At 32.6% G+C, this 21881-nt stretch carries 17 protein-coding genes and 2 pseudogenes; 11 read left to right on the plus strand and 8 right to left on the minus strand.

Annotated features, from left to right (window positions below; all coding sequences use genetic code 11):
• Positions 1 to 157: 157 nt before the first annotated feature.
• Together IW16_RS02735 and IW16_RS02740 are read right to left on the minus strand one after the other, a co-directional pair.
• Positions 158 to 3265, minus strand: coding sequence for a non-ribosomal peptide synthetase family protein (locus IW16_RS02735; RefSeq protein ID WP_051889859.1), 3108 nt, complete (start codon positions 3263 to 3265; stop codon positions 158 to 160).
• Positions 3266 to 3667: 402 nt separating this feature from the next.
• Positions 3668 to 4345 (minus strand): annotated as a pseudogene (locus IW16_RS02740) (ATP-binding protein); the annotation flags it as partial.
• Positions 4346 to 4482: 137 nt separating this feature from the next.
• Here IW16_RS02740 and IW16_RS02745 point away from each other — a divergent pair.
• Genes IW16_RS02745 through IW16_RS02760 form a run of 4 tightly spaced genes read left to right on the plus strand, consistent with a single transcriptional unit; the run spans position 4483 to position 8840 of the window.
• Positions 4483 to 5157, plus strand: a complete 675-nt coding sequence (locus tag IW16_RS02745; RefSeq protein ID WP_228376907.1) for a Tn7 transposase TnsA N-terminal domain-containing protein — start codon at positions 4483 to 4485, stop codon at positions 5155 to 5157.
• Positions 5145 to 7016 (plus strand): helix-turn-helix domain-containing protein, encoded by a 1872-nt coding sequence (locus IW16_RS02750; protein WP_034739453.1) that lies wholly within the window; start codon positions 5145 to 5147, stop codon positions 7014 to 7016. The genes IW16_RS02745 and IW16_RS02750 overlap by 13 nt, the downstream gene beginning before the upstream one ends.
• On the plus strand, positions 6994 to 7881 hold the full coding sequence (locus IW16_RS02755; protein WP_051889860.1) for a TniB family NTP-binding protein: 888 nt from the start codon (positions 6994 to 6996) through the stop codon (positions 7879 to 7881). The genes IW16_RS02750 and IW16_RS02755 overlap by 23 nt, the downstream gene beginning before the upstream one ends.
• On the plus strand, positions 7878 to 8840 hold the full coding sequence (locus tag IW16_RS02760; protein WP_034739457.1) for a TniQ family protein: 963 nt from the start codon (positions 7878 to 7880) through the stop codon (positions 8838 to 8840). Before IW16_RS02755 ends, IW16_RS02760 begins: the two co-directional genes overlap by 4 nt.
• On the opposite strand, the gene IW16_RS02765 is transcribed toward IW16_RS02760, so the two are convergent.
• Positions 8833 to 10551, minus strand: a complete 1719-nt coding sequence (locus IW16_RS02765) for a hypothetical protein (RefSeq protein ID WP_034739459.1) — start codon at positions 10549 to 10551, stop codon at positions 8833 to 8835. The genes IW16_RS02760 and IW16_RS02765 overlap by 8 nt on opposite strands.
• A gap of 293 nt (positions 10552 to 10844) precedes the next feature.
• On the opposite strand from IW16_RS02765, the gene IW16_RS02770 reads away from it, so the two are divergent.
• The 7 genes from IW16_RS02770 to IW16_RS02800 all read left to right on the plus strand — a co-directional run bounded on the left by IW16_RS02770 (position 10845) and on the right by IW16_RS02800 (position 17241).
• On the plus strand, positions 10845 to 11411 hold the full coding sequence (locus IW16_RS02770) for a recombinase family protein (protein WP_034740512.1): 567 nt from the start codon (positions 10845 to 10847) through the stop codon (positions 11409 to 11411).
• Positions 11412 to 11509: 98 nt separating this feature from the next.
• On the plus strand, positions 11510 to 12046 hold the full coding sequence (locus IW16_RS25565; protein WP_051889861.1) for an ATP-binding protein: 537 nt from the start codon (positions 11510 to 11512) through the stop codon (positions 12044 to 12046).
• Positions 12043 to 13545: a PIN domain-containing protein gene (locus IW16_RS02780; RefSeq protein ID WP_034739462.1), complete on the plus strand. Its 1503-nt coding sequence runs from the start codon at positions 12043 to 12045 to the stop codon at positions 13543 to 13545. Before IW16_RS25565 ends, IW16_RS02780 begins: the two co-directional genes overlap by 4 nt.
• Before the next feature lie 21 nt (positions 13546 to 13566).
• Positions 13567 to 14499 carry a hypothetical protein gene (locus tag IW16_RS02785; protein ID WP_034739464.1) on the plus strand — a complete coding sequence of 311 codons (933 nt, stop codon included), beginning with the start codon at positions 13567 to 13569 and terminating at the stop codon, positions 14497 to 14499.
• On the plus strand, positions 14499 to 14876 hold the full coding sequence (locus IW16_RS02790) for a hypothetical protein (protein ID WP_034739468.1): 378 nt from the start codon (positions 14499 to 14501) through the stop codon (positions 14874 to 14876). The genes IW16_RS02785 and IW16_RS02790 overlap by 1 nt, the downstream gene beginning before the upstream one ends.
• A 406-nt stretch (positions 14877 to 15282) precedes the next feature.
• The gene (locus tag IW16_RS02795; RefSeq protein WP_034739471.1) at positions 15283 to 16113 is read left to right on the plus strand and encodes a hypothetical protein; all 831 of its coding nucleotides are present in this window, start codon (positions 15283 to 15285) and stop codon (positions 16111 to 16113) included.
• 150 nt (positions 16114 to 16263) lie between these two features.
• A complete protein-coding gene (locus IW16_RS02800) occupies positions 16264 to 17241 on the plus strand; it encodes a ComEC/Rec2 family competence protein (RefSeq protein WP_034739474.1) in 978 nt (325 codons plus the stop codon).
• A gap of 89 nt (positions 17242 to 17330) precedes the next feature.
• On the opposite strand, the gene IW16_RS02805 is transcribed toward IW16_RS02800, so the two are convergent.
• From IW16_RS02805 to IW16_RS02830, 5 genes and pseudogenes are all read right to left on the minus strand, one after another.
• The gene (locus IW16_RS02805) at positions 17331 to 17537 is read right to left on the minus strand and encodes a hypothetical protein (protein ID WP_034739476.1); all 207 of its coding nucleotides are present in this window, start codon (positions 17535 to 17537) and stop codon (positions 17331 to 17333) included.
• A gap of 392 nt (positions 17538 to 17929) precedes the next feature.
• The gene (locus tag IW16_RS02815; RefSeq protein ID WP_131327828.1) at positions 17930 to 19225 is read right to left on the minus strand and encodes a hypothetical protein; all 1296 of its coding nucleotides are present in this window, start codon (positions 19223 to 19225) and stop codon (positions 17930 to 17932) included.
• The gene (locus tag IW16_RS02820; RefSeq protein ID WP_131327829.1) at positions 19222 to 20274 is read right to left on the minus strand and encodes a hypothetical protein; all 1053 of its coding nucleotides are present in this window, start codon (positions 20272 to 20274) and stop codon (positions 19222 to 19224) included. The genes IW16_RS02815 and IW16_RS02820 overlap by 4 nt, the downstream gene beginning before the upstream one ends.
• A gap of 285 nt (positions 20275 to 20559) precedes the next feature.
• Positions 20560 to 21273: pseudogene (locus IW16_RS02825) on the minus strand (magnesium chelatase domain-containing protein); the annotation flags it as partial.
• Positions 21274 to 21474: 201 nt separating this feature from the next.
• Positions 21475 to 21837, minus strand: a complete 363-nt coding sequence (locus tag IW16_RS02830) for a DUF6876 family protein (protein ID WP_034739484.1) — start codon at positions 21835 to 21837, stop codon at positions 21475 to 21477.
• Between the last annotated feature and the right edge of the window lie 44 nt (positions 21838 to 21881).

Consider the following 21881-nt stretch of genomic DNA (forward strand, 5'->3'; position numbering starts at 1 on the left):
GCTTTACTTTGAAAACAAAACAACTGATTTTCAACAAATTAAAAACAAATAAATAAAATCCCTGTCAGGATTCACGAACCTTTTCGACAGTATTTGTGTAACAAATAATAATACCAGATAGTCTTGCTATCTGGTATTTACTCTATAACATTAATAGTTACGAAACAGGAATTCCTAAATATTTGAGATAGGCATCCAGCATTTTTTTATCAAATACCGGTTCCTCAATTCGAGAATTTTCCAGAAACTGAATCACATTCGAACAATCCCAGACATAGGTATTCTGATACAACTCCACCGTAGAAAGCCCTTCATGCATATTGTCTTTGAAAAGACTTGTCAGTGGGTACAGCCGGTTCTTACTGTCATCCTCCCACTGTTTTCTCCATTCTTTGTAGGGAAGTCCTTCCAGGGTAAGGGGATAATATTTCTTCAGCAGATCAAAGAAGCTTTCCAGAGTGAGATTGGTTTCCGGTCTGGCAATAAGGTTAAATTTTTTCCCTACCGCTTCTTTATTTTTTGTGATGTGAGCCATGGCTTTGGTCATATAGTCTACCGTGATCAGCCCTTCTCTCAATTCTGTGAGTAGAGGATAGGATTTGAATTCCACACAGTTTTTCACTAAACCAGACCACCACTGATAAGGAGCACTTGCTCCTGTTTCACTATGGCACATTGCGTAGCCCAGACGGTAAGTAATCAATGGAAGTCCTTCTTTAGCGGCCAGATCAGCTACAGCTTCCATTACCCATTTACTTCTTACATACCCAATATCCTTACTTACAGACATCAGATTCTGTTCAATATCATCGCTTTCCAACATCACTGTTTTTCCCGTGAATATATGTCCCCAACTGTAAACAGAAATAGTCGACAATAGCGCAAGGCATTTGGTCTTTTCAGCACCGGCAAGTTTTATAATCTCTCTCAATCCTTCGACGTTAGGAGCTTTCATATAAGAATATGGCTCTATGAAATTTACAGAGCTGCCTGAATGGTAGATAAGGTCAAGCATCCCTGCAAGACTTTTGAACTTTTCATCAGAAAGGCCTAGCAATGGAAGAGACAGATCGCCTATTACCGGAATGATTCTTGGCTTCTGTTCTTCTTTTCTTTCAATATTGTATTGTTTAAAGCAATGGTCTATTTTTTCTACTGCATGGAATTCATCCTGAGCTCTTACAAGACAATAAATATCTGCGTTTGTAGTATCTAAAAGTTCCTGAAGTAAATGAATTCCGACAAATCCGGTGACTCCTGTTACAAACAAGGTCTTTGGATTCTCTAATTGTTTAGGATCAAAACCTCCGGCGAAAACAGTTCCCGGTGCAAGATAGACGTCTTGCTGCAAGGCTACGTAGGGCTCTACATCTTCTTCAGGAATAGCTTCACGGGCTTCTTTCGCTCTTCGGATCAATTCACCGGCGAGCTGCTTAAGGACAGGAAACTGGTAGACATCCCGCATATAGACTTTGGTATCAACTTTTGAATTCAGTGCTGTGGCTACTATAGCTACTAAAAGGGAATTCCCTCCGATATCAAAAAAATTATCCGTTATGTTGATCACAGGTCGTTCCAGTTCCTCAGCCCAGATATCCGCAATAATTCTCTCTGTCTCATTTGTAGGCGGTTCTGTGGAAATGAGTTCATTTGCCTCTTTATCTGCGAGTTCTTTTAAGAAATGGGTATCTGTTTTTCCATTGGCTGTAAGTGGTATCTTATCAACATTTACGATCTGAGCAGGAATCATATACCCCGGTAATTCTTCTTTAAGCTGTTGTCTCAACCATACGGCGTCTGTCTTTTCTCCGGATTTCATCACGACAAAAGCTACGATATACTTATTATTTCCAGTACTGTCTTTTGTGATGACAGCAGCCTCCTGTACTCCTTCGAGTCTGGGCAGAGTCCTTTCTATTTCTCCCAATTCGACACGGAACCCTCTAATCTTTACCTGATTGTCTATTCTTCCTAAAAACTCAATATTACCGTCAGATTTCCAACGGGCAAGATCGCCTGTACGGTATATCTTTTCATTTTCACTGAATGGGCTGGTAATGAATTTTGCGGCTGTCAGTTCCTCATTATTAAGATATCCCTTAGCCAAAAGTATTCCTCCAATATGCAGTTCTCCTACTGCTCCTACTGGTAGCAATTCATTATTTTCTCCTAAAATATAAGCTTTTGCGTTGGCAACCGGTTTTCCGATCGATGGAATGTATTCTCCATTCACATCTTTTACTTTCCTGAACGTAGCATAGACTGTACATTCTGTAGGACCATAGTAATCAACCAGTTCATAACTTAATTCGCTTGTGAGTACAGGTTTGAGCTTTTCCCCACCGGTAAACAGAAATTTAAGCTGAAGGTCTGTATAATTTCTGGTTTCATTGACAAAAGAAGGAACAAGAACAGAAGGAACGAAGCCATGGGTAATATGATTTTTCCGGAAATACTTTACAAGTTCGGCAGCCTCTACCCGATCTTCATTATCTGCAATAAAGATCATCGCTCCGGCAGTAAGCGCTGACCAGGTTTCCCAGACCGAGATATCAAATGCCAGTCCCGCAACAAGGGTAAGCCGCGATGTATGGTCAACATGAAAATGATGATTGTGCCAGGTTACAAGATGCTGAATACTGTGATGTGAAATCATCACTCCTTTTGGGTTTCCAGTGGAACCGGATGTATAGATTGTATAGGCTAATGCATCCTGATGAAGTTCAATATCAGGATGTTCTTCGGATAGATGAGAATGATTTTCCAGATGGTCAAGGTGAAAAATTTCAGCATCAATTCCTTCTCCCAACAGATTTCCCCGCACCCCATCTGTCAGTATAATAACCGCTGAGGTATCTTTGAGGATATATTCTGCTCTTTTTACAGGATAGGAAGGATCTACAGGTACATAGGCCGCTCCTGTTTTCAGTACGCCAAGGATCGCCACAAGCCATTCCATTGAGCGGTCGAGCCAGACAGGTACGTACATCCCTTCCTTGACACCTTTTTCCATGAGAATATGAGCAAGCTGGCTGCTTTTCCTGTCAAGGTCACTATAGGTAATGTGCTTATCCTGATAAACAGCGGCTATATTTTCAGGATGAAGAGATACCTGCTTTCTGAAAAGTGAAACCAGTGTTTCTTCTTCAGGATAATCCCATCCCGTTGTATTGAAATGGTCGAGAAGTTTTTTACGGTCCTCAGCGGATAAAAGAACCTGCACACCAGCTTGTTGTCCTGATGATGCTGATAATGTATTGAGCATATTAGTTTTTCGTTTTGGTTGATGATAAATGGTCAGAATGATCCGCATACACAGCAGAACTGTAGACTTATTCAGAATGGTCTACTACAAATCAAACGATAAAGAATATGATTAATTCTTAAACATTACTATTTAAGACCATGTGGCTAGGTCTTGTTCATCAATTTGTCTTTCATAATGCAATATTTTTAATAATTTGGTAATCAAATTTAACATAATATTTTAAATGAAAGATTAAGCATTTCTTATTTTATCCCAAAAAAGAGAAATAATTTAGATATATCTATTCATCAACTGATAAGATAAGACATAATAAATGGTGGGAAATATTAAAGCAATTTACTTTTTTCTTTAAGACCTAAACATCAAAAAATGTGTTATTTATCGATTGACAATAGGAAACTAAACGTTCCAAAATTCTCTATCCAAACTTCTGTACTGTATGGCTTCTGAAATATGATGAGAAAGTATATTTTCGGTTCCTTCGAGATCAGCAATGGTTCTGGCCACTTTAAGGATCCGGTCATAGGCTCTCGCGGAAAGATTCAACTTTTCCATAGCCATCCTGATAAGATTAAGCGATGTTTCATCAAGGCTGCAAAACGCTTCGGTTTCTTTAGGTCCTATTTGGGCATTATAACTGATATTAAGCGCCTTATACCGTTCATTCTGAATATGACGAGCTTTTAATACCCGTTCCCGTATATCTTCACTTTTCTCTCCTTTCCTTTTTTCAGCGAGCTGTTCAAATTCTACTTTCTGCACTTCAATATGAATATCTATCCTGTCTAATAAAGGTCCGGAAAGTTTGTTCATATACCTTTGCATTTCATAAACGGAGGACGTATTGCCGGGATCATCGGGAAAAAAACCGCTGGGGCTGGGGTTCATGGAAGCAATCAGCATAAAACTGGCAGGATAATTCACTGTAAATCTTGCTCTGGAAATGGTGACTTCACGGTCTTCGAGGGGCTGTCTCATTACTTCCAAAACGGTTCTTTTAAATTCAGGCATTTCATCCAGAAACAGAACACCGTTGTGTGCCAGTGAAATTTCTCCGGGTTGAGGATAGCTGCCACCTGTCAAATATAAAATATAATGCAAAAAAAGAGCAACTAAACTCACAAAACAGCACACAAGATGATGCTAAAAATAGTTGCCAAGTGACTCGCGACAGGGGGGATTTACTAGAAGAAGATGCAAATTTTAGTAAACGCGTGAGAGAAATTACCGCAAAGAGATTTTCTTTGACTGGGGTAGTAAATTCGAAAAGGCTCAAAACAACAATTCAATTTGAATCATCGTTGGAAAGGGATTTTATCTATTTGCTAGAGTATGACGATAATGTAAAGTATTATTTAGAACAACCCTTAGAAATTAAGTATGTCGACTCTCAAGGTAATGATAGACGATATTATCCTGATTTTTTAATAGAATATTTTAATGAACAAATTCCAAGGTTAGTAGAGATTAAGTACGAAAGTACGTTAATCAGTAAAGGTGCGGAACTTCGTGAAAAATTTCATGCAGCAAAACTATTTTGCGAAAACAAAGGCTTTGAATTTTGCGTTATTACCGATTTACAAATTAGATCTGAAAGGGTTATAGAACTAAATAATTATAAATTTATAGACAGATACAAAAATTTTTTTTGTAATATTAATAAAGAAGACAGTGCATTTCCTGAGTTTAATACAGATCTTCAATTGCTATTTTCAGAAATGGAAAAACAAAAGAAAATTACCGTTGAAAATTTACTTAATGAAATTACGGATGATAAAGAGAAACAAGCTGAATTAATTTTCTTAACTTGGTATATGGTATCAAATAATTTCCTTTATACTAATTTAAAGGAAAAGCTAACTTTAAAATCTTTGATATGGCTTCCTTAAAATTTGTTCCTGGTACAAAAGTCCTTTATAATAATCAACCTGCAGTTATTCTTAAAATTGTTGATGTGAATTTAATCACAATTCAGTCATTGCAGACCAATGTATTGCATAGTGTACCTCCGAAAGATCTGCAAGCGGTAAACAATGAATCCGGCCATAATACAAATACTTCAATCGAAGTTATGACGGATTTAGAATGGAACACGGCTGTTTACAGGCATGAGATTGTCAAAAATATTCTTGACAATCAATTATCTACAGAAGAAATAAAAGATATAGCTGCAAAGAATAAAGTTCATTATTCAACCATATATCGCTGGATAAAAAAATTCAATTCTGAAGGCAGTATAAGTGCACTTAGCGCAAAGAAAAGAACAGGCGGAAAAAATAAAAGTAGATTAGACTTACACTTAGATAGCCTTGTTAATGAAACAATTGCCAATATATACTTAGACTCATCTAAAAAATCTATTACGAAAGTGATAAGAGAAATCACTCTGCGATGCAAAGAACTAGATTTGATTCCTCCTCATAAAAATACGATAAGAAATCGTATTAAAAACCTATCCGATGAAGAGGTGCTAAAAGCCAGATTCGGAACGAAAGCTGCAAGGGATAAGTTTGACCCTATTAAAGGTAATTTTCCTGGGGCTAACTTTCCACTCTCTGTTGTCCAAATTGATCATACTACGGTAGATATAATTTTAGTTGACGAGCTTTATCGCAAGCCATTTAAGCGCCCTATACTTACTGTTGCAATTGATGTTTTTAGTAGAATGGTGGTAGGATTTCATTTATCATTTGATCCCCCGGGGGAAATGGGCACCGGCATCTGTATAGCAAACGCAATTTTGACTAAGGATTTATTATTAGATAAATACGGTATTCAAGGTGATTGGCCGTGTTGGGGCACGATGGCGACAATTCATTTAGATAACGCGAAGGAATTTAGAGGAAACATGTTAAAAAAGGCCTGTCAAAATTATGGAATAAATATAGAACATAGACCTATAGCTACTCCCCATTGGGGTGGTCATGTTGAAAGATTATTAGGCACCTTCTCAAAAGAGATTCACAATCTTTCCGGTTCTACTTTTTCGAAAATTAGTGACCGAGAAAACTACAATTCAGTTGAAAAAGCATCATTAACCATAAGTGAATTTGAGAAGTGGTTGACAATTTATATTGTAAATGTTTATCATCAGAAAGTACATTCTTCGATAATGATGTCACCTTTAGAAAAATATAAAAGTGGAATTTTCGGGTTAAATGGCGAAACTGGCACTGGGCTACCACCAAAACTATTTAATGAAAGAAGAATTAAGCTTGATTTCATGCCTTTTGTTGAAAGGACAATTCAAGAGTATGGTGTGTTAATAGATCATATAACATATTATGACGATATACTTAGAAAATACATTCATTCTAGAGAAGATTCCAGTAAATACAGTAAAAAGCAAAAATATATTTTTAAGAGAGATCCGAGAGATATAAGCATTATATATTTTTATGATCCAGTATTAAATGATTATTTTGAAATACCTTATAGAGATACGTCAAAACCACCAATCTCTATTTGGGAGTTTAATGAAGTTGTAACGAAACTTCAAAAATCAAACCTAGCAGTAGATGAAGATTCAATCTTTGAAGCCTATAAAGAGATGGATGAAATTGAAATGAAAGCAATAAGAGAAACAAAAAGACTTAAACGCTTTTCAAGATTATCTGATAAAAGAAATGAAGAAATTCATAGTAATACGAAAACCACACTTCATAAAAGTGAGTTTTTACAAGAATCCATAGATATAAAATCAATACAACCTTTTGATGAAATCGATGATGAAGCATTTACATCCTAAAACAGAAGAATTTATTAATTCTTCAACCGATTCTGAACGGATTAATCATCTTAGAAAACCTCGGTGGATCGGATATACTGGCGCAAAGAAAGTTCATAATAAGTTGGATGAACTTAGAAATTATCCCACTAATTTACGCATGCCAAACCTTTTACTTGTCGGGGATTCTAATAATGGCAAAACCGCCATGTTAAACAGGTTTGCAATGATGAATCCCTCTTTCGTAGAAGAGGAAACGCAAGAATTATTTTTACCAGTCCTCATGATTCAAGCGCCTCCGGAACCCGATGAAAAAAGATTTTATAATACTATTTTAGATAGCTTACATTCTCCCTATAAAATATCTGAAAAAGCAGAATTGAGACAGCAAAGAGTTATACATCTACTTCAAAAGTTAAAGGTTAAACTTTTAATTATAGATGAGATACATCATCTTCTTGCTGGCACCATGAGTAAACAGAGATTATTTTTGAACGTGATAAAGTATCTTTCAAATGAGCTGAAAATTTCGCTTGTTTGTGCTGGAACACGAGAAGCCTTTAACGCCATCCAAACTGATCCCCAATTAGCTAATCGATTTGAACCAAGAGTATTATCGAAATGGAGGAACGATGAAGAATATTTGAGACTTTTGACCAGCTTTGAAAGAATTCTACCTCTAAAGAAGCCATCATATCTTATAGAAAGTTCAATTTCTTCCATCATACTTTCGAAAAGTGAGGGTTTATTAGGCGAAGTATCAAAGATTTTAGAATTGTCAGCTATTCTAGCTATTGAGTCTGGAGTTGAAACGATAAGTAAAAATATAATTGAGAATATAGATTACACTCCTCCTAGCGATAGGAAAAAAATGATTTTCAGATGACAAAGAAATATGTTATCCCAGGCTATATACCACCAGAAGAAGATGAGATATTATCAAGCTGGATCTTTCGCTTAGCTCGCTCTCATAAAATGAAACCTTTCACATTTGCAAAATATGGCTTAGAAGTGCCAGACTTGTGGAATAGGGATTTCGATAAGTTCTATAACCAAAAACTAGTTGATCTACTTACAACCCTGACACCATTAAATCATTGTAAAATTAATTCTCTTCATCTAATTTCTTATCAAGATATAATTTTTAATTCTAAAATAAATTCAGCCTTTACAGAAGGTATATTAAATGTTGGTGTAGAACATAGAATGAGGAATAATAAAGGGCTGTTAGCCTGTCCTCTTTGTTTAAGTAAAAAAGAATTTTATAAAAAAAGTTGGCGATTAGTGAGCTCTATAGTATGTACTGACTGTCTCTGCAATCTAATCGATGAATGTCCGGACTGTAAAATGCCTATTGTATTCCAAAGATTAGATATTGGAAAAAAAGATGTATATCTTGAAAAACCTATGTATTTATGTTGGAACTGCAATAATGATCTTCGCAAAAATTATACTTTAATCGACAAAAATTCGGATATTTTCAAATATCAAGAATACATTAACAGAACTATAGAATATGGTTATAACAAAAATACCCAATATTCATTTAATTATTTTAGCGTTCTATTCTCAATTTTGAGAAAATCCCGCTCTAACTCAACAAAATTTTTTCGACTTAGAGAAGCCTTTACTAAAGAATTTGAAATTAGTAGTGATGAGTTAAGTATTCATAACTTTGAATTATCATTACAATTAAGAAAGCTTCTTCTTCCTTTGATTTACAATCTACTTTCTGATTTAGATCAAAATTTTATACCTTTTTGCGAAAGAAATTTTATTCGAATTAGCGATATAAGAAGTGACGGTCAACCACTACCATTTTGGATATTTAATAAGTTCAGGTAAGAATTCGTTTTATTCGAGTTTCGAAAATAATACTTGCAGTTTTTCTGGTTGCAGTTTTTAAAGCTTCTTTTGGATTCTTTTTATTATCACCATTTATCTTTTTTTGGTGGTTTACTCCCGTATATATAATAATTTTTTTATCACTAACCTCATTTAGTCTTCCACTATCGTATTGATCTTTAATGTAAGTCCACAAAACTTTCCTTTTACCAACCTTTTCTGTATAATTAATAAAACCTTTTACTAATAAAGATAAATAGTCCAATCCTATTCTCTTTAGAGAGATTGATGAGAACACTCCTATAATTCCATTTCCAAATTCAATTAAATACATTGTTTTTGATTGGTTTAGTATCTCCGCTACATAAAATGAATCCTTTCCATTAGGACAATAATGTAAATTTACTTTAAATCTTGGATCAGTCAAAAAGAATTCTTTCTTTAAGATTTCAATCAGGACATTGAAATACTCAAAATTATTCGTCTTAATGACAATAGTCTTGATATTTTCAATAATATTATTAGAATCTATCTCAAGATTTTCAAGTTCTCTAGTTAGATCAGCAACTTGTAAATCATTAGGGATATAGTTTACGTCATAGGCACTTAATTGTTTGTCTCTTTTTATTATTTCCACCGGAATATTAAAAGGATTTGATACAGCATTATTTTCCTGTGTATTCAAGGGTGGATGAGGGTTTGCTGAACCAGCATTTAAGTTAAGGGAAACGCCGTCGATCGTTGGATTTCCAGGCTTGTCAATATTCTCCGGCTTGTGATTTTCTCGATCATCAGTCGAGTTTTTTTCATTTAATGGAAATAATTCTATTTTGTCAATTGTGAAAGGGTTTAAATCATTGAACTTAAAATTACAAATTCGGTGTGCTAGTAGGTAGCTTTTATCTTCATTGTAAAAGGACTTACCAATCACACTAATTTTATAATTCCAGAATTCCTGCCAGAAAAAAAGAGGATAAGAAGATTTACTACCATGAAGAGTATTTAAAAAAGCACTATTGACATGCGAGGAAATACTTTTTAAGAATTTAATACCAGCATTATTCTTTAGGACCAAATAGGGAGCAATTAAAACAGCTTCTTGTTGTGAGAGTTTTGCAACGTCATAACGTAACATTCCAATCAGTTCTCCAGTCTCTGCGCAATTACGATATTTTATTTGACTTACTTTGAAACCATCAAGAAGTTCTCCACACATAGCCTTAGTAATGAGTTCGTCATTATAGAACAGTAAATATTGAAGAATTGTATACGGTGATATAAGAATGTGTCTTTTTCTACTACTGCTTCTACCAAAAGTTTTTAAATAGCTAAAACCCGTAGGTTTGATCTCAGCGGCATTCGGTAAAAAATTTTTGATACCAATTAATGGAAACTCTTTCTTGGCTAGAAATAGATTTTCTTCAACACTAAATTCAAACAGTTCGTTCAAATCTAGATCTTCAAATTTGTTCTCTCTAACATTATAAACTGATCCAATTCCTAATTCTGACAGACTTGAAACAGGAAGTTTTGTTCTAAATAACATGTTTGACCCAGATTTATAATCATTCGCATTATGTTTATTACGAAAGTGGACATCTATCTTTCTTTCCTTTTCATAATGTATTTCATATATCCATTCGACTTCCCAGTAATTACCTGTAGCATTTGGAAAATCAATTTTAATAGGTTTTTTCTTTCTTTTAGCCATTTGCGTTTTCTAATGTACGCAATTTAACATCTTTTTTGAGAGCACAAAAATCAAATTATATTTTATTCTATGTAACTCTTTTATAATAGATTTACAAATAGTAAATCTAATAAGACATAAATGTATTTTACACATGCTAATGATAAAATAGATCTTTAGCCTACAAATAAAAAGTATCAAAAAAGGTTTATTTGCAAAACAACTAAATGAGACGGAAAATATTACTAATTTTATCCAATCAGAAAAAACGTTTATATTGTTTCATAAAACGATCGTTTATTAAAACCAAAAATATGACTGTAGGATATGCAAGAGTTTCGACTTCTGAACAGAACATTTCTAATCAAGTTGAAATTTTAAAAGAAAATGGATGTGAAAAAGTTTTTACAGATATAGCAAGTGGTGTCCGTGAAGATCGAGTGGGTTTAAATGACATGCTTTCTTATTTACGTAAGGATGATATAATAATGGTCTACAAAACAGATCGCATTTTTCGCTCACTAAAAAACATGATTGATCTGATTGAGAGGTTTAATGAAAAAGGGATTCTTTTTAAAAGTATAACTGAACCTGCGTTCGATACTACTTCAGCAAATGGGAAATTTATTATCCAAATTTTTGGAGCTGTTGCGGAATTTGAAAGAAACTTAATTAGTGAGAGAACGAAAGCTGGTTTAGAAGGAGCCCGAAGAAGAAAAAAACTTTTAGGAAGACCTAAAGGCTCTAGCCAAGTTAGTGTAGAAAAATATCAATACGCCAAACATTTATATGAAAATAAGAATATTCCTATCGATAAAGCTTGCAAGCAAGCAAGTATAAGCAAGGCTACTTTTTATAGAATTGATAAAATAAAAAAATAATTACTTTAATACGTCACGATTTGTCGCATTAAAAAATTATTATTGCCAAATAATTATTATTAGAATTAACAGGATTTTATATTATATAAAATAGACTTATGTCAAGTAAAATTTTTTTTATAGGAGGTATTCATGGTGTTGGTAAAAGTACGATATGTAAAGAAATTTGCAGAGAATTAAACTTAGAATATTTATCTGCAAGTCAGCTATTAAAATGGAATGAATTAAATAAAAATCCACAGAATAAAAAAGTTGACAACATCTTATTGACTCAAAATAACTTGATTATTGGTTTAAGAAACAATACCCAAAATGATAAAAATTATCTCCTTGATGGGCACTACTGCTTATTAAACAAAACTAATATGATTGAAGCTATTCCACTTGATACCTTTATTCAAATCAATCCTATAAATCTGAATATTATTTTGGGTAATATAGGTGAAATTAGCAAAAGGCTTGAGGATAGAGATAAAAAAATATATCCAGTTGAACTTCTGCAAAAATTTCAGAATTATGAATTATTCCATGCTAAACAAATATCTAAAGAATTAAATATTAATCTTAATATTGGTCTTCCTAATGATTATGACGAAATAATAAAAACCATTTATATTAAACTAACTAAACCATGAAAGCATTACTAGACACAAACATTATTATCCATAGGGAGGCTTCTAGGGTAATTAACCAAGATGTTGGAATTCTTTATCGATGGCTAGAAAGAGCCAAATACACGAAATGTGTTCACTCTCTTTCAATTGCTGAAATTGAAAAATATAAAGATCAAACAGTTGTTAATACCTTTCATATAAAGCTAGACAGTTATGAACAAATTGAGCTACCCTCTCCCCTACAAAAAGAGGTTTTAGAATTATCTAGTATAATAGATGTGAATGACAATGATAAAAATGACACTCAACTTTTGAATGAAGTTTATATTGGTAGAGTCGATATTTTAATTACTGAAGATAAAAAGATGCATAGGAAAGCTCTTGAGTTAAAAATTCAAGATAAAGTCTTTACTATAGATTCATTTCTGGAAAAAACATTTGCAGAGCATCCTGACCTTGTCAATTATAAGGTTCTTAATGTTCAGAAGCTCAAATTTGGTAGAATTAATTTAGATGATAACTTTTTTGAGAGTCTTAAAGAAGATTATGACGGATTTGACAAGTGGTTTATAAAAAAGTTTGACGAAGAAGCATATATTACCATAAACTCAAATAATGGTCTATTACTATCATTTTTATACTTAAAAATTGAAGACAGTAATGAAAGTTATCCTGATATTACACCTCAATTCCCTCCTAAAAAAAGGCTGAAAATAGGAACTTTTAAAGTAATAAATAATGGATTTCGCTTAGGAGAAAGATTTATGAAAATCATTTTTGATAATGCTTTAAAAAATAAAGTTGAAGAAATATATGTCACCATATTCGACAAAAGAGATGAACAAAAAAGACTCATCGACTTATTGGAGCAATGGGGTTTTGTTCTTTGGGGGAAAAAAAATAAAGAACTAATATATGTAAGAAACTTTACTAAAACTTTTAACAAAGAGAATTTAAAAGCAAATTATCCCTATATTTCAAGATCAGAAAATTGTTATATAGTTCCAATTTATCCTGATTACCATACAAATTTATTACCAGACTCAATCTTAAATACAGAATCTCCAGAGGAATATGTCGAAGATTTCCCTCACAGAAATGGCATTAATAAAGTTTATGTTTCACGAGCATACGAACCACATCCTGAACGTGGAGACATTCTCATTTTTTATAGGACAGGAGGTTACTACAAAAGTGTAATTTCAACAATTGGAATAGTCCAAGAAGTTAAATATGATTTTAAAGACGAAGATGATTTCGTTTTATATTGTAGAAAAAGCACAGTATTTCCAGAACATGACTTACGGAAAATGTGGAATTATTCTACTGAAAAGCCCTTTGTTGTTAATTTTTTATATGTTTATTCTTTTCCTCACAGGATTAATATGAAAGAGTTAATTGATTTAAAAGTTCTTAATGGCGTTAATGATTCACCGCGAGGATTCAAATATATCAGTGAACAAAAATTTGATGATATTTTAAAGAATACAAAGAGTGATGAAAGCTTTATTCTTGATTAATAGTTAATAATATTCTAAAAAATGAAAAGCATAGCTATTTGGGAATCAAGAAATGATAATAATCCATTTCAAGACATTGAATTACATTTTAATTATTGGAAAATACCTAATAAACGAAAAGAATTTCATAGATTTTTAGATATTGGTCTAAAATTAATATCAACTCAAAATACTAATTGTATAAATTTTTACTTTCCGGCTAAAATAGAACAAGATAACTTTCATGAGATAGTGTCTAAATTTATAAATAAACCTGATTTGTTGAGTGCAATATTTAATGAAAACTATAAAGTTGTTAGTCAAGTAAGTAAACAACATAAAATTTTAAATGATCAAGATGAAGAAGTTTTTACTATTTATGAGTTTTCAAGTAATGATTTAACTTTTGAATATAAGTATAATGGAACTATTGTAAGTATAAATCTTCCTAAATTAAATAAACAATTATATATAAGATTTAGAATTTCTGGTCAATTTTTAAATCAATTATCGACAATTAGTACTCCTCCAAATTCAGTTTTTGAAAGTGCTTTTTCTGAATTAGAAATGATTGATTTTAGAGTTAATGAAATAAGAGATTTAAGTAAAGACTTAGTTGAAATCTATGGGAAGATGTGCCATATTAAAAAACAACATTTCTTTTATATTTGCAGCAATAATGAAGATGTTATTGGATATCATACGCCATATTTGAGTTGTCGCAATCTCGAAAACTACAGATGGAACGGATATGTTGATCTACCTAATATTGAGAGTGCAATTTTTCTCGCATATCATTGGAAATGGGATAGCCAAGAAAACAGTTCGCTTTTAATTAAATCTAAATATGAAAAGAACAATTGGAATACTATAGCAAAATATTTGTTATTAGTCGTTGGTATATCATTGCTAGGAAGCTGTTTATATGATATATTTAAGTTAATTATAAAATTATTTATTACTGAGTTAAAATAATGAGAGTATTATTATCAATAAAACCTGAATTCGCTTTCAAAATATTTGAAGGAGAAAAAAAATTTGAATTTAGAAAAGTCATTTTTAAGAAATTGGATGTTACAACTGTTGTCGTTTATGCCTCGTCTCCCGTACAACAAGTTATCGGGGAGTTCGAAATTGATACAATTCTAACTTCTAATCCTGAAGATATCTGGCAAAGAACAAAAAAATTATCTGGAATTACTGAAAAATATTTCTACGAATATTTTGGAGAGAGAGAAATTGCACATGCGATAAAAATTAAGGAGGTAAAAAAGTATTCGAAACCACTATCATTGAAAGATGATTTTAATGTTTCCCCTCCTCAATCTTATATGTATTTGGATATTGCATGATCAAAATTTTAACAAAGAAGCCTGTGAAAAACACAGGCTTCTTTGTTAAAATTTAAATAGATAAATTAGAAATCTATTTATAACTTAAATCCATTCCTCATCAGCAGATGTAATGTTAAAAGGAACAGATCTTTCAAACTCCTGGATGTTACCTGTCAGCCTCTAAACCGACTAAATGGTGTAATAGTTGTGATAATTGCCAATCTTTTATTCTATTGATATCTTCAATTTTTATCTCATTCATTTTTTTACAATATATTTGTGTAGTGAATTTCATCAAATTTACAATCGTTTTATTTAAATCCAAATAAGCATGTGAAATTTCTATATGCTTTCAAAATATATAGACTAGTAATACATATAAATATCAATTATTTATAATAAATTTGTTTCACAGATAGTGAAAATGACTAAAGACCAAATTCATCGCGAAGATTTAAGAAAGAATATGATGAAGAACATCATATTTCGAGTATATTATCAGGGAATTATAGATTCTGAAGATATTATAAGAGTATTTAATGAGAAATTTAGAGAATGTTTTAAATCATTCGAAACAACTTTCTATAGTAAATTAGAGTTAGATTTTAATAATATTGATGATGTTATCGATACTTTATCAATCCCTCGTTCTGAAATTCAATCTCAGGAAATTTTCAGATATACAGAAAACACCTTTGGAACTGATAAGCTAACTTTTGATATTAATAAATATTTTTCCTCATTAACAATTGATTGTACAAACTATGTAAATATAGATCCTTATCTAAGCTTTTTTGCAGATTATTTAGAGTTCTTATATGAGCACAACGAATTTCTAAAGATCAAAAAAATTGCTTTACGTAAATTAGGAGGTGATATTTATCGTAGTCATGAAAGTATTTATGAAGATTTTGAGTCCAATCTTTTTAAATCAGATTTTGAAGAGTATGGTTATCGCCCAATGCAAAACAGATATGAGGATATTTTACAAAGTGGTGTCAAAGAGCCTATTATTAATATCATCCGTTCTTATGAATTTGGAACCTACAAGAACGAAAACTCTGAAGATGCTCCCGCATTTCAGGTTCTATTAGATCTTGAAGGATATTATCCGGAATATATTTTAGAAAAAATTGGTTTTGGAAAAAATCAAGCTGAAAAAACTTTAAAACATATTAATCATAATCATTTATTTAATATCTTTAAATTATCTGTAACAGAAAATTATTTAAATAAACATTCACGAAATGGCTAAAATATTTATTGATAAAAACTTCAGATCCATGAAGGATGGTCGAATTGAAAAAATTGAGTTTAAGCCATCTGTTAGAAAGAGTGCAATATCCAAAGAGGTTAATGTGTCTCATTTTTTACGTACTGCTAAGCCTATTATTCGAAAAGATCAGTGACCTATTTTGTTGAAAATATCAATGAGATCACACTTGACGTCTTTACTATAGGTTATTCTGAGAAAGGAGAAAGTCAAGTAATTTTACTTTATGATAATATCAAAAATCAATGTTTATTTTGTTTTGTTATTGATTGCTATTCCACTGCAACATTCCATAAAACAAAAGACATTTTAGATCAATATAATATTTCAAATATTGATTACTTTATTTGGACTCATACTGACGAAGATCATTCTGTCGGAATTGATATTTTAGTTGATAATTACTGTTCTGCGAAAACAAATTTTTATCTACCTGAAGGAGTTGATGGTAGTGAATCAGATGTTTTCAGCTACAGTGATGATATTAAAAATTGCCTTGAGAAGATTAATTCTTTAAATAAGAATCAAAATTACTCTGTTCATACGTTAACACTGCCTACAGGTGGAAACCTCGAAATTGCAAGAAAAACTATTAAGGAAGAAAAAACCACAAAACAGTTTAACTTTCAGGTTTTTTGTGTAGCTCCTTTCTCGGCCATTATTAGAAGAAGAAAATTAGCTAAAGAAGCAGGTGTAACACATATCAACGCAAATGACTTTTCAATAGCAACTGTCTTCAAAGTTGGAGAATTAAGTTTATTATTTAGTGGAGACATTGAAAACCAAACAATAAATTTAATTCCAGACTATCACTTCGAAGGATTATCATATGTGAAGACCCCTCATCATACTTCTAATACATCTACAAAATTATTGGATAAAATTGGAAATAGTTTTGATGGTATAAAAATTCCAACTGCTGTAACAACAACCTATAAAGTATTCAATCTTCCTAAATCAGAATTAATTGAAGAATATCGGAAGTTTGTTACATCTTTTAATTCTACAGGAAGAGGCACTGAAGGTTATGGATGCGTCAAAACAGTTTTTAATGTTATTAAAAAAGAATATACCGAAGAATTAATTGGAGACGCAATAAAACATTTTTAGATACAATGAAAGCAAAAGTCAAGGTCCCGTTTTTGAAAATCAACTCTTCCCTGTAATTGTTCCAAAATTATAGCATAACATAATTTTTATTATTTATCGATATTTTTGTTTTGTATTTCAATTCTTTCTTTCTCGAGAATATCCGCCATAATTTTCGCTTGTAGTTTGCAATCCATGAGCTCCGCTTTTAAGCTGTCAATTGTTATGTCTTTCTTATCAATAACTTTAAATGAAGTATCTGATTTTGAACAACCAACAAGTAAAAGAAGAATAATAGAGATAAGGAACTTTTTCATGATTTATATTTTCACTCTTAAATAACAGAAACTTCATATTTATAAATTTTCTATTATTTATTTTATTAGCATATTTATATTATTTATCAGGTGATGTTATTTTATCAATTAGAGATGTAAATTATCATCTCCTTTTGTATTTGACAGGTATCTCCAAAGAAATTAAAATTGAAAAGAATCTGTTTATTACCACCTGTGAAAAACAGATTTTTTATGATTAGAAATACTATAGTTTGTAAAAACAGGCCATCTTTCAAATCCCTTATGCTTTCTATTGGAACAAAGCGAAAAACCCTTTTCATCAATTTCATTTGTTCCTTATCAAATCACAGGAAAGAATATAAATAAAATAGTGAAGAGGTGTTAAGAGTAGCAATTCAAAAAGATAGACACTATTTTATTTGATTAATAAACCCTTCACTTAGTCGTCTCACTGTACTTGCCGAATTGTTCACGATCGCATTGTAGAGTGGTTGAATTTTATTTGGTAAATCAGAAAATTCGTCTAATTGATATTTAGTAAGGAAATCAGAGAAATACCCAACCATGTCGTGATGTTTCAGCTTTTCCAAAATAATATCGTCATTCGTAATTCCCTTTTCGAAATATTTTAACCACCTTTCCTCGGTAATTTTCGCAAGTTCATTTTCTGCTGTAGGTACAGCCGCATTTGATCTGCCATAATGATTCCCTAACAATACCACGAGATAGGCTTGTATGCAATCCATTAAGGCTGGTGCTGGAATCGTTCTACCTAAGGTAGCTAATTTTTTCACAGCCATTGGTTCATTATGAAAGTTATTGAATGCGAAATGTACATCAATCAACTGTTTGGCAGCTTTAATAAATGTATTAGAACGCAAATTTTCTGGCACATAATCAAAACCACCAACTTTTGACAAAGCTGTTTTTACACCACTAATGGCAATAGAATTACCAGAAGCAGTGACGTCACGATATGTAGAACCGATATTCCAGCGATCATTCTCACTTAATTTGTCCCATATCTGTGGAAGCATTGTATTTAAATTACCCAATGCGTTTTCTAATTTTGCTCCTATTTCAGTTTTAATGGCTGTAATAAGTATAGTTATGACGGTTCGTAAATAGAAAACAGGTGAATTTATCACTTGATCTAATTGCTTATCATGTAGTGGCATTGTTTCGGTTAGCAAACGGTCTCTAAATTTTGAGAATTCTAATGCTATAGATATGTCCTGTTCACCAAGAATATATTTAACACTAGTTTTAACAATGTCGAAAGCTTCAACATAATCTAAATCTTCTGTTGCGTCTTTTGAGAAATAATGAGTAATAAGTTCGTTTGCTTGCCTAAGTTTTAAAGCTGCCGTCTTCCCGATAACTCCAAGTTGCTCGGCTAATTGAATTGTTGAATAATCAGTTAATACGGAATCAATCGCAGAATATTCATCAATATCAGGTCGGTTCAACATTTCACCAATAAATGTCATACCTAATGTTCCGATTGTATCTTTCAACTTTACTATCGCCTTTTTCCAGGCGTATTCAGCTGCCATATCATATGCTCCCCCGTTGAAAGCATTTACAATGTTTCTTTGCTGAATAGGACTTAGATATGTTGCAAAAGTTATAATTTCAGCTGGTTCCTTAATCGCAGGTGGCAGATCTATACCATCTGCACCCTGCCAAAGTTGCTTGCTTTTCATTGTTTTTCCCAAATTTTTAAGTTTCCATCCTGTGATTTATAAAAACAAAACTCAAAATGACCACAGTTCGTCATTGATAAAAATGCTTTTGAACGAGCTCCTCCAGTAAGTTTGTCCCCCGGGCGAACATCATCTGCTATAAGCATATGATACCCCAGAATCTTTCCTTTATCTGTCATTATCGTAATTCCATCATGGTTCAGCATTGCTTGAAAAATTGCCCCATGTGATCGAAGATTTACAGATGATTGGCTATCGCCCTCTTGGGTTTGCATAAGCAAATTCTGAAAGTCTATTGGGATCTCTAAATAAATACCGCCATTAACCTTCAAGCCACTTTTAACTTTTGCAATATTCTCTTCAGTATCTCGAACGATGCCAATTAAATTTCCATGACCTAATTTTAATGCTTCATCAATTAGCTTCTCAAAATAGGTATTTAACTTTACAACCAGATCAGCATCACAATCTTTAGTCGCAGCATTACAAAGTTTATTTAGCTCATTCTTTGAATAATCCCCAAGTGGTTCAAGATTCAATGATACAATAACCTTGTTTTTTATTCCGGATAGTTCAACAACTTTCTTCCCTATGTTACGGATGTATGCGACTGAATGTTCTGATTCTCCAGACTTTAGATCCCCAACTACTTGCGAATGGATGGAAGGACTAGTTTCATCAACATCGGCACTTACTAATCCATACCTCATTTCGCTCCCATTAACCTCGACAAATATGATCCATCCACTGGTCGCTAATGGGGCGCACAACTTGATAGCCATGCCGAATTCTTCTTTAGTCAATTCTTGACGTTTGATCGTAATAATCTTTGGAATAATCGAATCGAGAAACTCAATATTACTTACTATTATAACTTCAGGAAACAAAGGCTTTCCTTCTTCATAATAATCCGAAATTAAATCAATAATATTTAAGATCCCATCCTTAACAATACCAACATTGGGCATTTTGAAATTTTCCATCAATAGAAAATTTCCTATAGCATTTAGTACTTCTTTACGAAGTGAAGAGTGTTCTAGTTCAGCCACTGAAAGCATTTATTATGGATAAAAATAATGTTTTTTTTTTACAGAATGTCTATAATAAGAAATTTAACGCATTTAACTTTTAATTCACTCTAAAAATGAGGACGTGTAGCTTATTAGTTTATGTCCAATTGCATTTACCTTGCAAAATTACAACATTTCCCAAAGCGCCTTTTAAATTTTAGTGTAGTGTGGCATTCGGAAAGCGACTACTTATTAATTCGCATTACCTTATAGAATTTTCGCGCTAACTAATGTATTTTAGCAATTTCTATTGTAATTGACAAAAATACCCGGAACTCTTTTGGCGAGCATTGTTTTTCCGCTGCCCGGAGGTCCTATCAAAATAATGTTGTGCCCTCCCGCTGCGGCAACTTCCATGGCCCGCTTTGCGGTTTCCTGTCCTTTAACTTCAGAAAAATCAAATGGAAAATCGTTAATCCTTTCCTGAAATTCTTTTCTGGTATCTAACGTTACTTTTTTAATTGGTTTTCCTTCGTTAAAGAAATCGATGACTTCTTTCATATTTTCAGCTCCGTACACCTCAAGACCATCTACAATAGCTGCCTCTCTTGTATTCTGAAGGGGAAGTATAATTCCTTTGAAACCTTCTTCCTTTGCCTGAATGGCAATGGGAAGCACTCCTTTGACAGGTTGTAAACTTCCATCCAGAGACAGTTCGCCCATAATAATATAATCCTGAATGTTTTCTGCCACAATCTGATCTGATGCTGCAAGAATTCCTATAGCTATGCTGAGATCGTAGGCAGCCCCTTCTTTCCTAAGGTCCGCAGGTGCCATATTAATGGTAATTTTTTTTCCCGGAATTTTATATCCCACATTTCTTAACGCTGCAGAGATCCGGTAGCTGCTTTCTTTAATGGCATTATCGGGAAGACCTACCAGGTGATATCCTACTCCTCCGGTATCTACATTAACCTCAATCGTAATGGTTTGTGCAGCTACCCCATGGATAGCACTGCCATAAATTTTTATTAACATGATCTGCGTGTTTTTGTAAAAATAAATAATATATTATTTCAAAATATCCTCATTAAAATTGACAGTTTTAAGTTTCATTATATATTTTAAAAAAAATATCAACAAAAAGACAAACCGATACAGAATGTTTCTGTACCGGCTTATCAGCTATAAAAAAATTAAATTCTAATGTGTACTGTTATTGGTCTATGACCCGGAGATTTATTCTTCACAAGGCATCAGCAGGTTATTACCTATTTTACAGATCGTAAGGCTTGAAAAATAAAAGTCTTTGGCAGGCCCATTTATCTCTAACAACATCTCATCTTTCCTGTCGGATACAACAACTATAATTTCACCATCTTCATTTTTCAAAAGTTTCCATTTTTGGTATTTAACTGCGTTTAACTTTATACAGTTTTGAACCACAATATCCAAAAACCAATAGCAGTTCTCCTGTTCTGCCACATATAATATTCCTTCACTAACACTGATCTTTTCAGAGTATTCAATGAACATTTCGGCTTTGGAAAATTCGTTGTACAACTGATTTGCACAGTTCTCTATTTTCTTATTTTTTCTCATCACGCTCTCATTTTAGCTCGGAAGAAACTTTTTTTGAGTAAAAA

This window comes from Chryseobacterium vrystaatense (genome assembly GCF_000737765.1).
Taxonomy (GTDB): Bacteria; Bacteroidota; Bacteroidia; order Flavobacteriales; family Weeksellaceae; genus Chryseobacterium; species Chryseobacterium vrystaatense.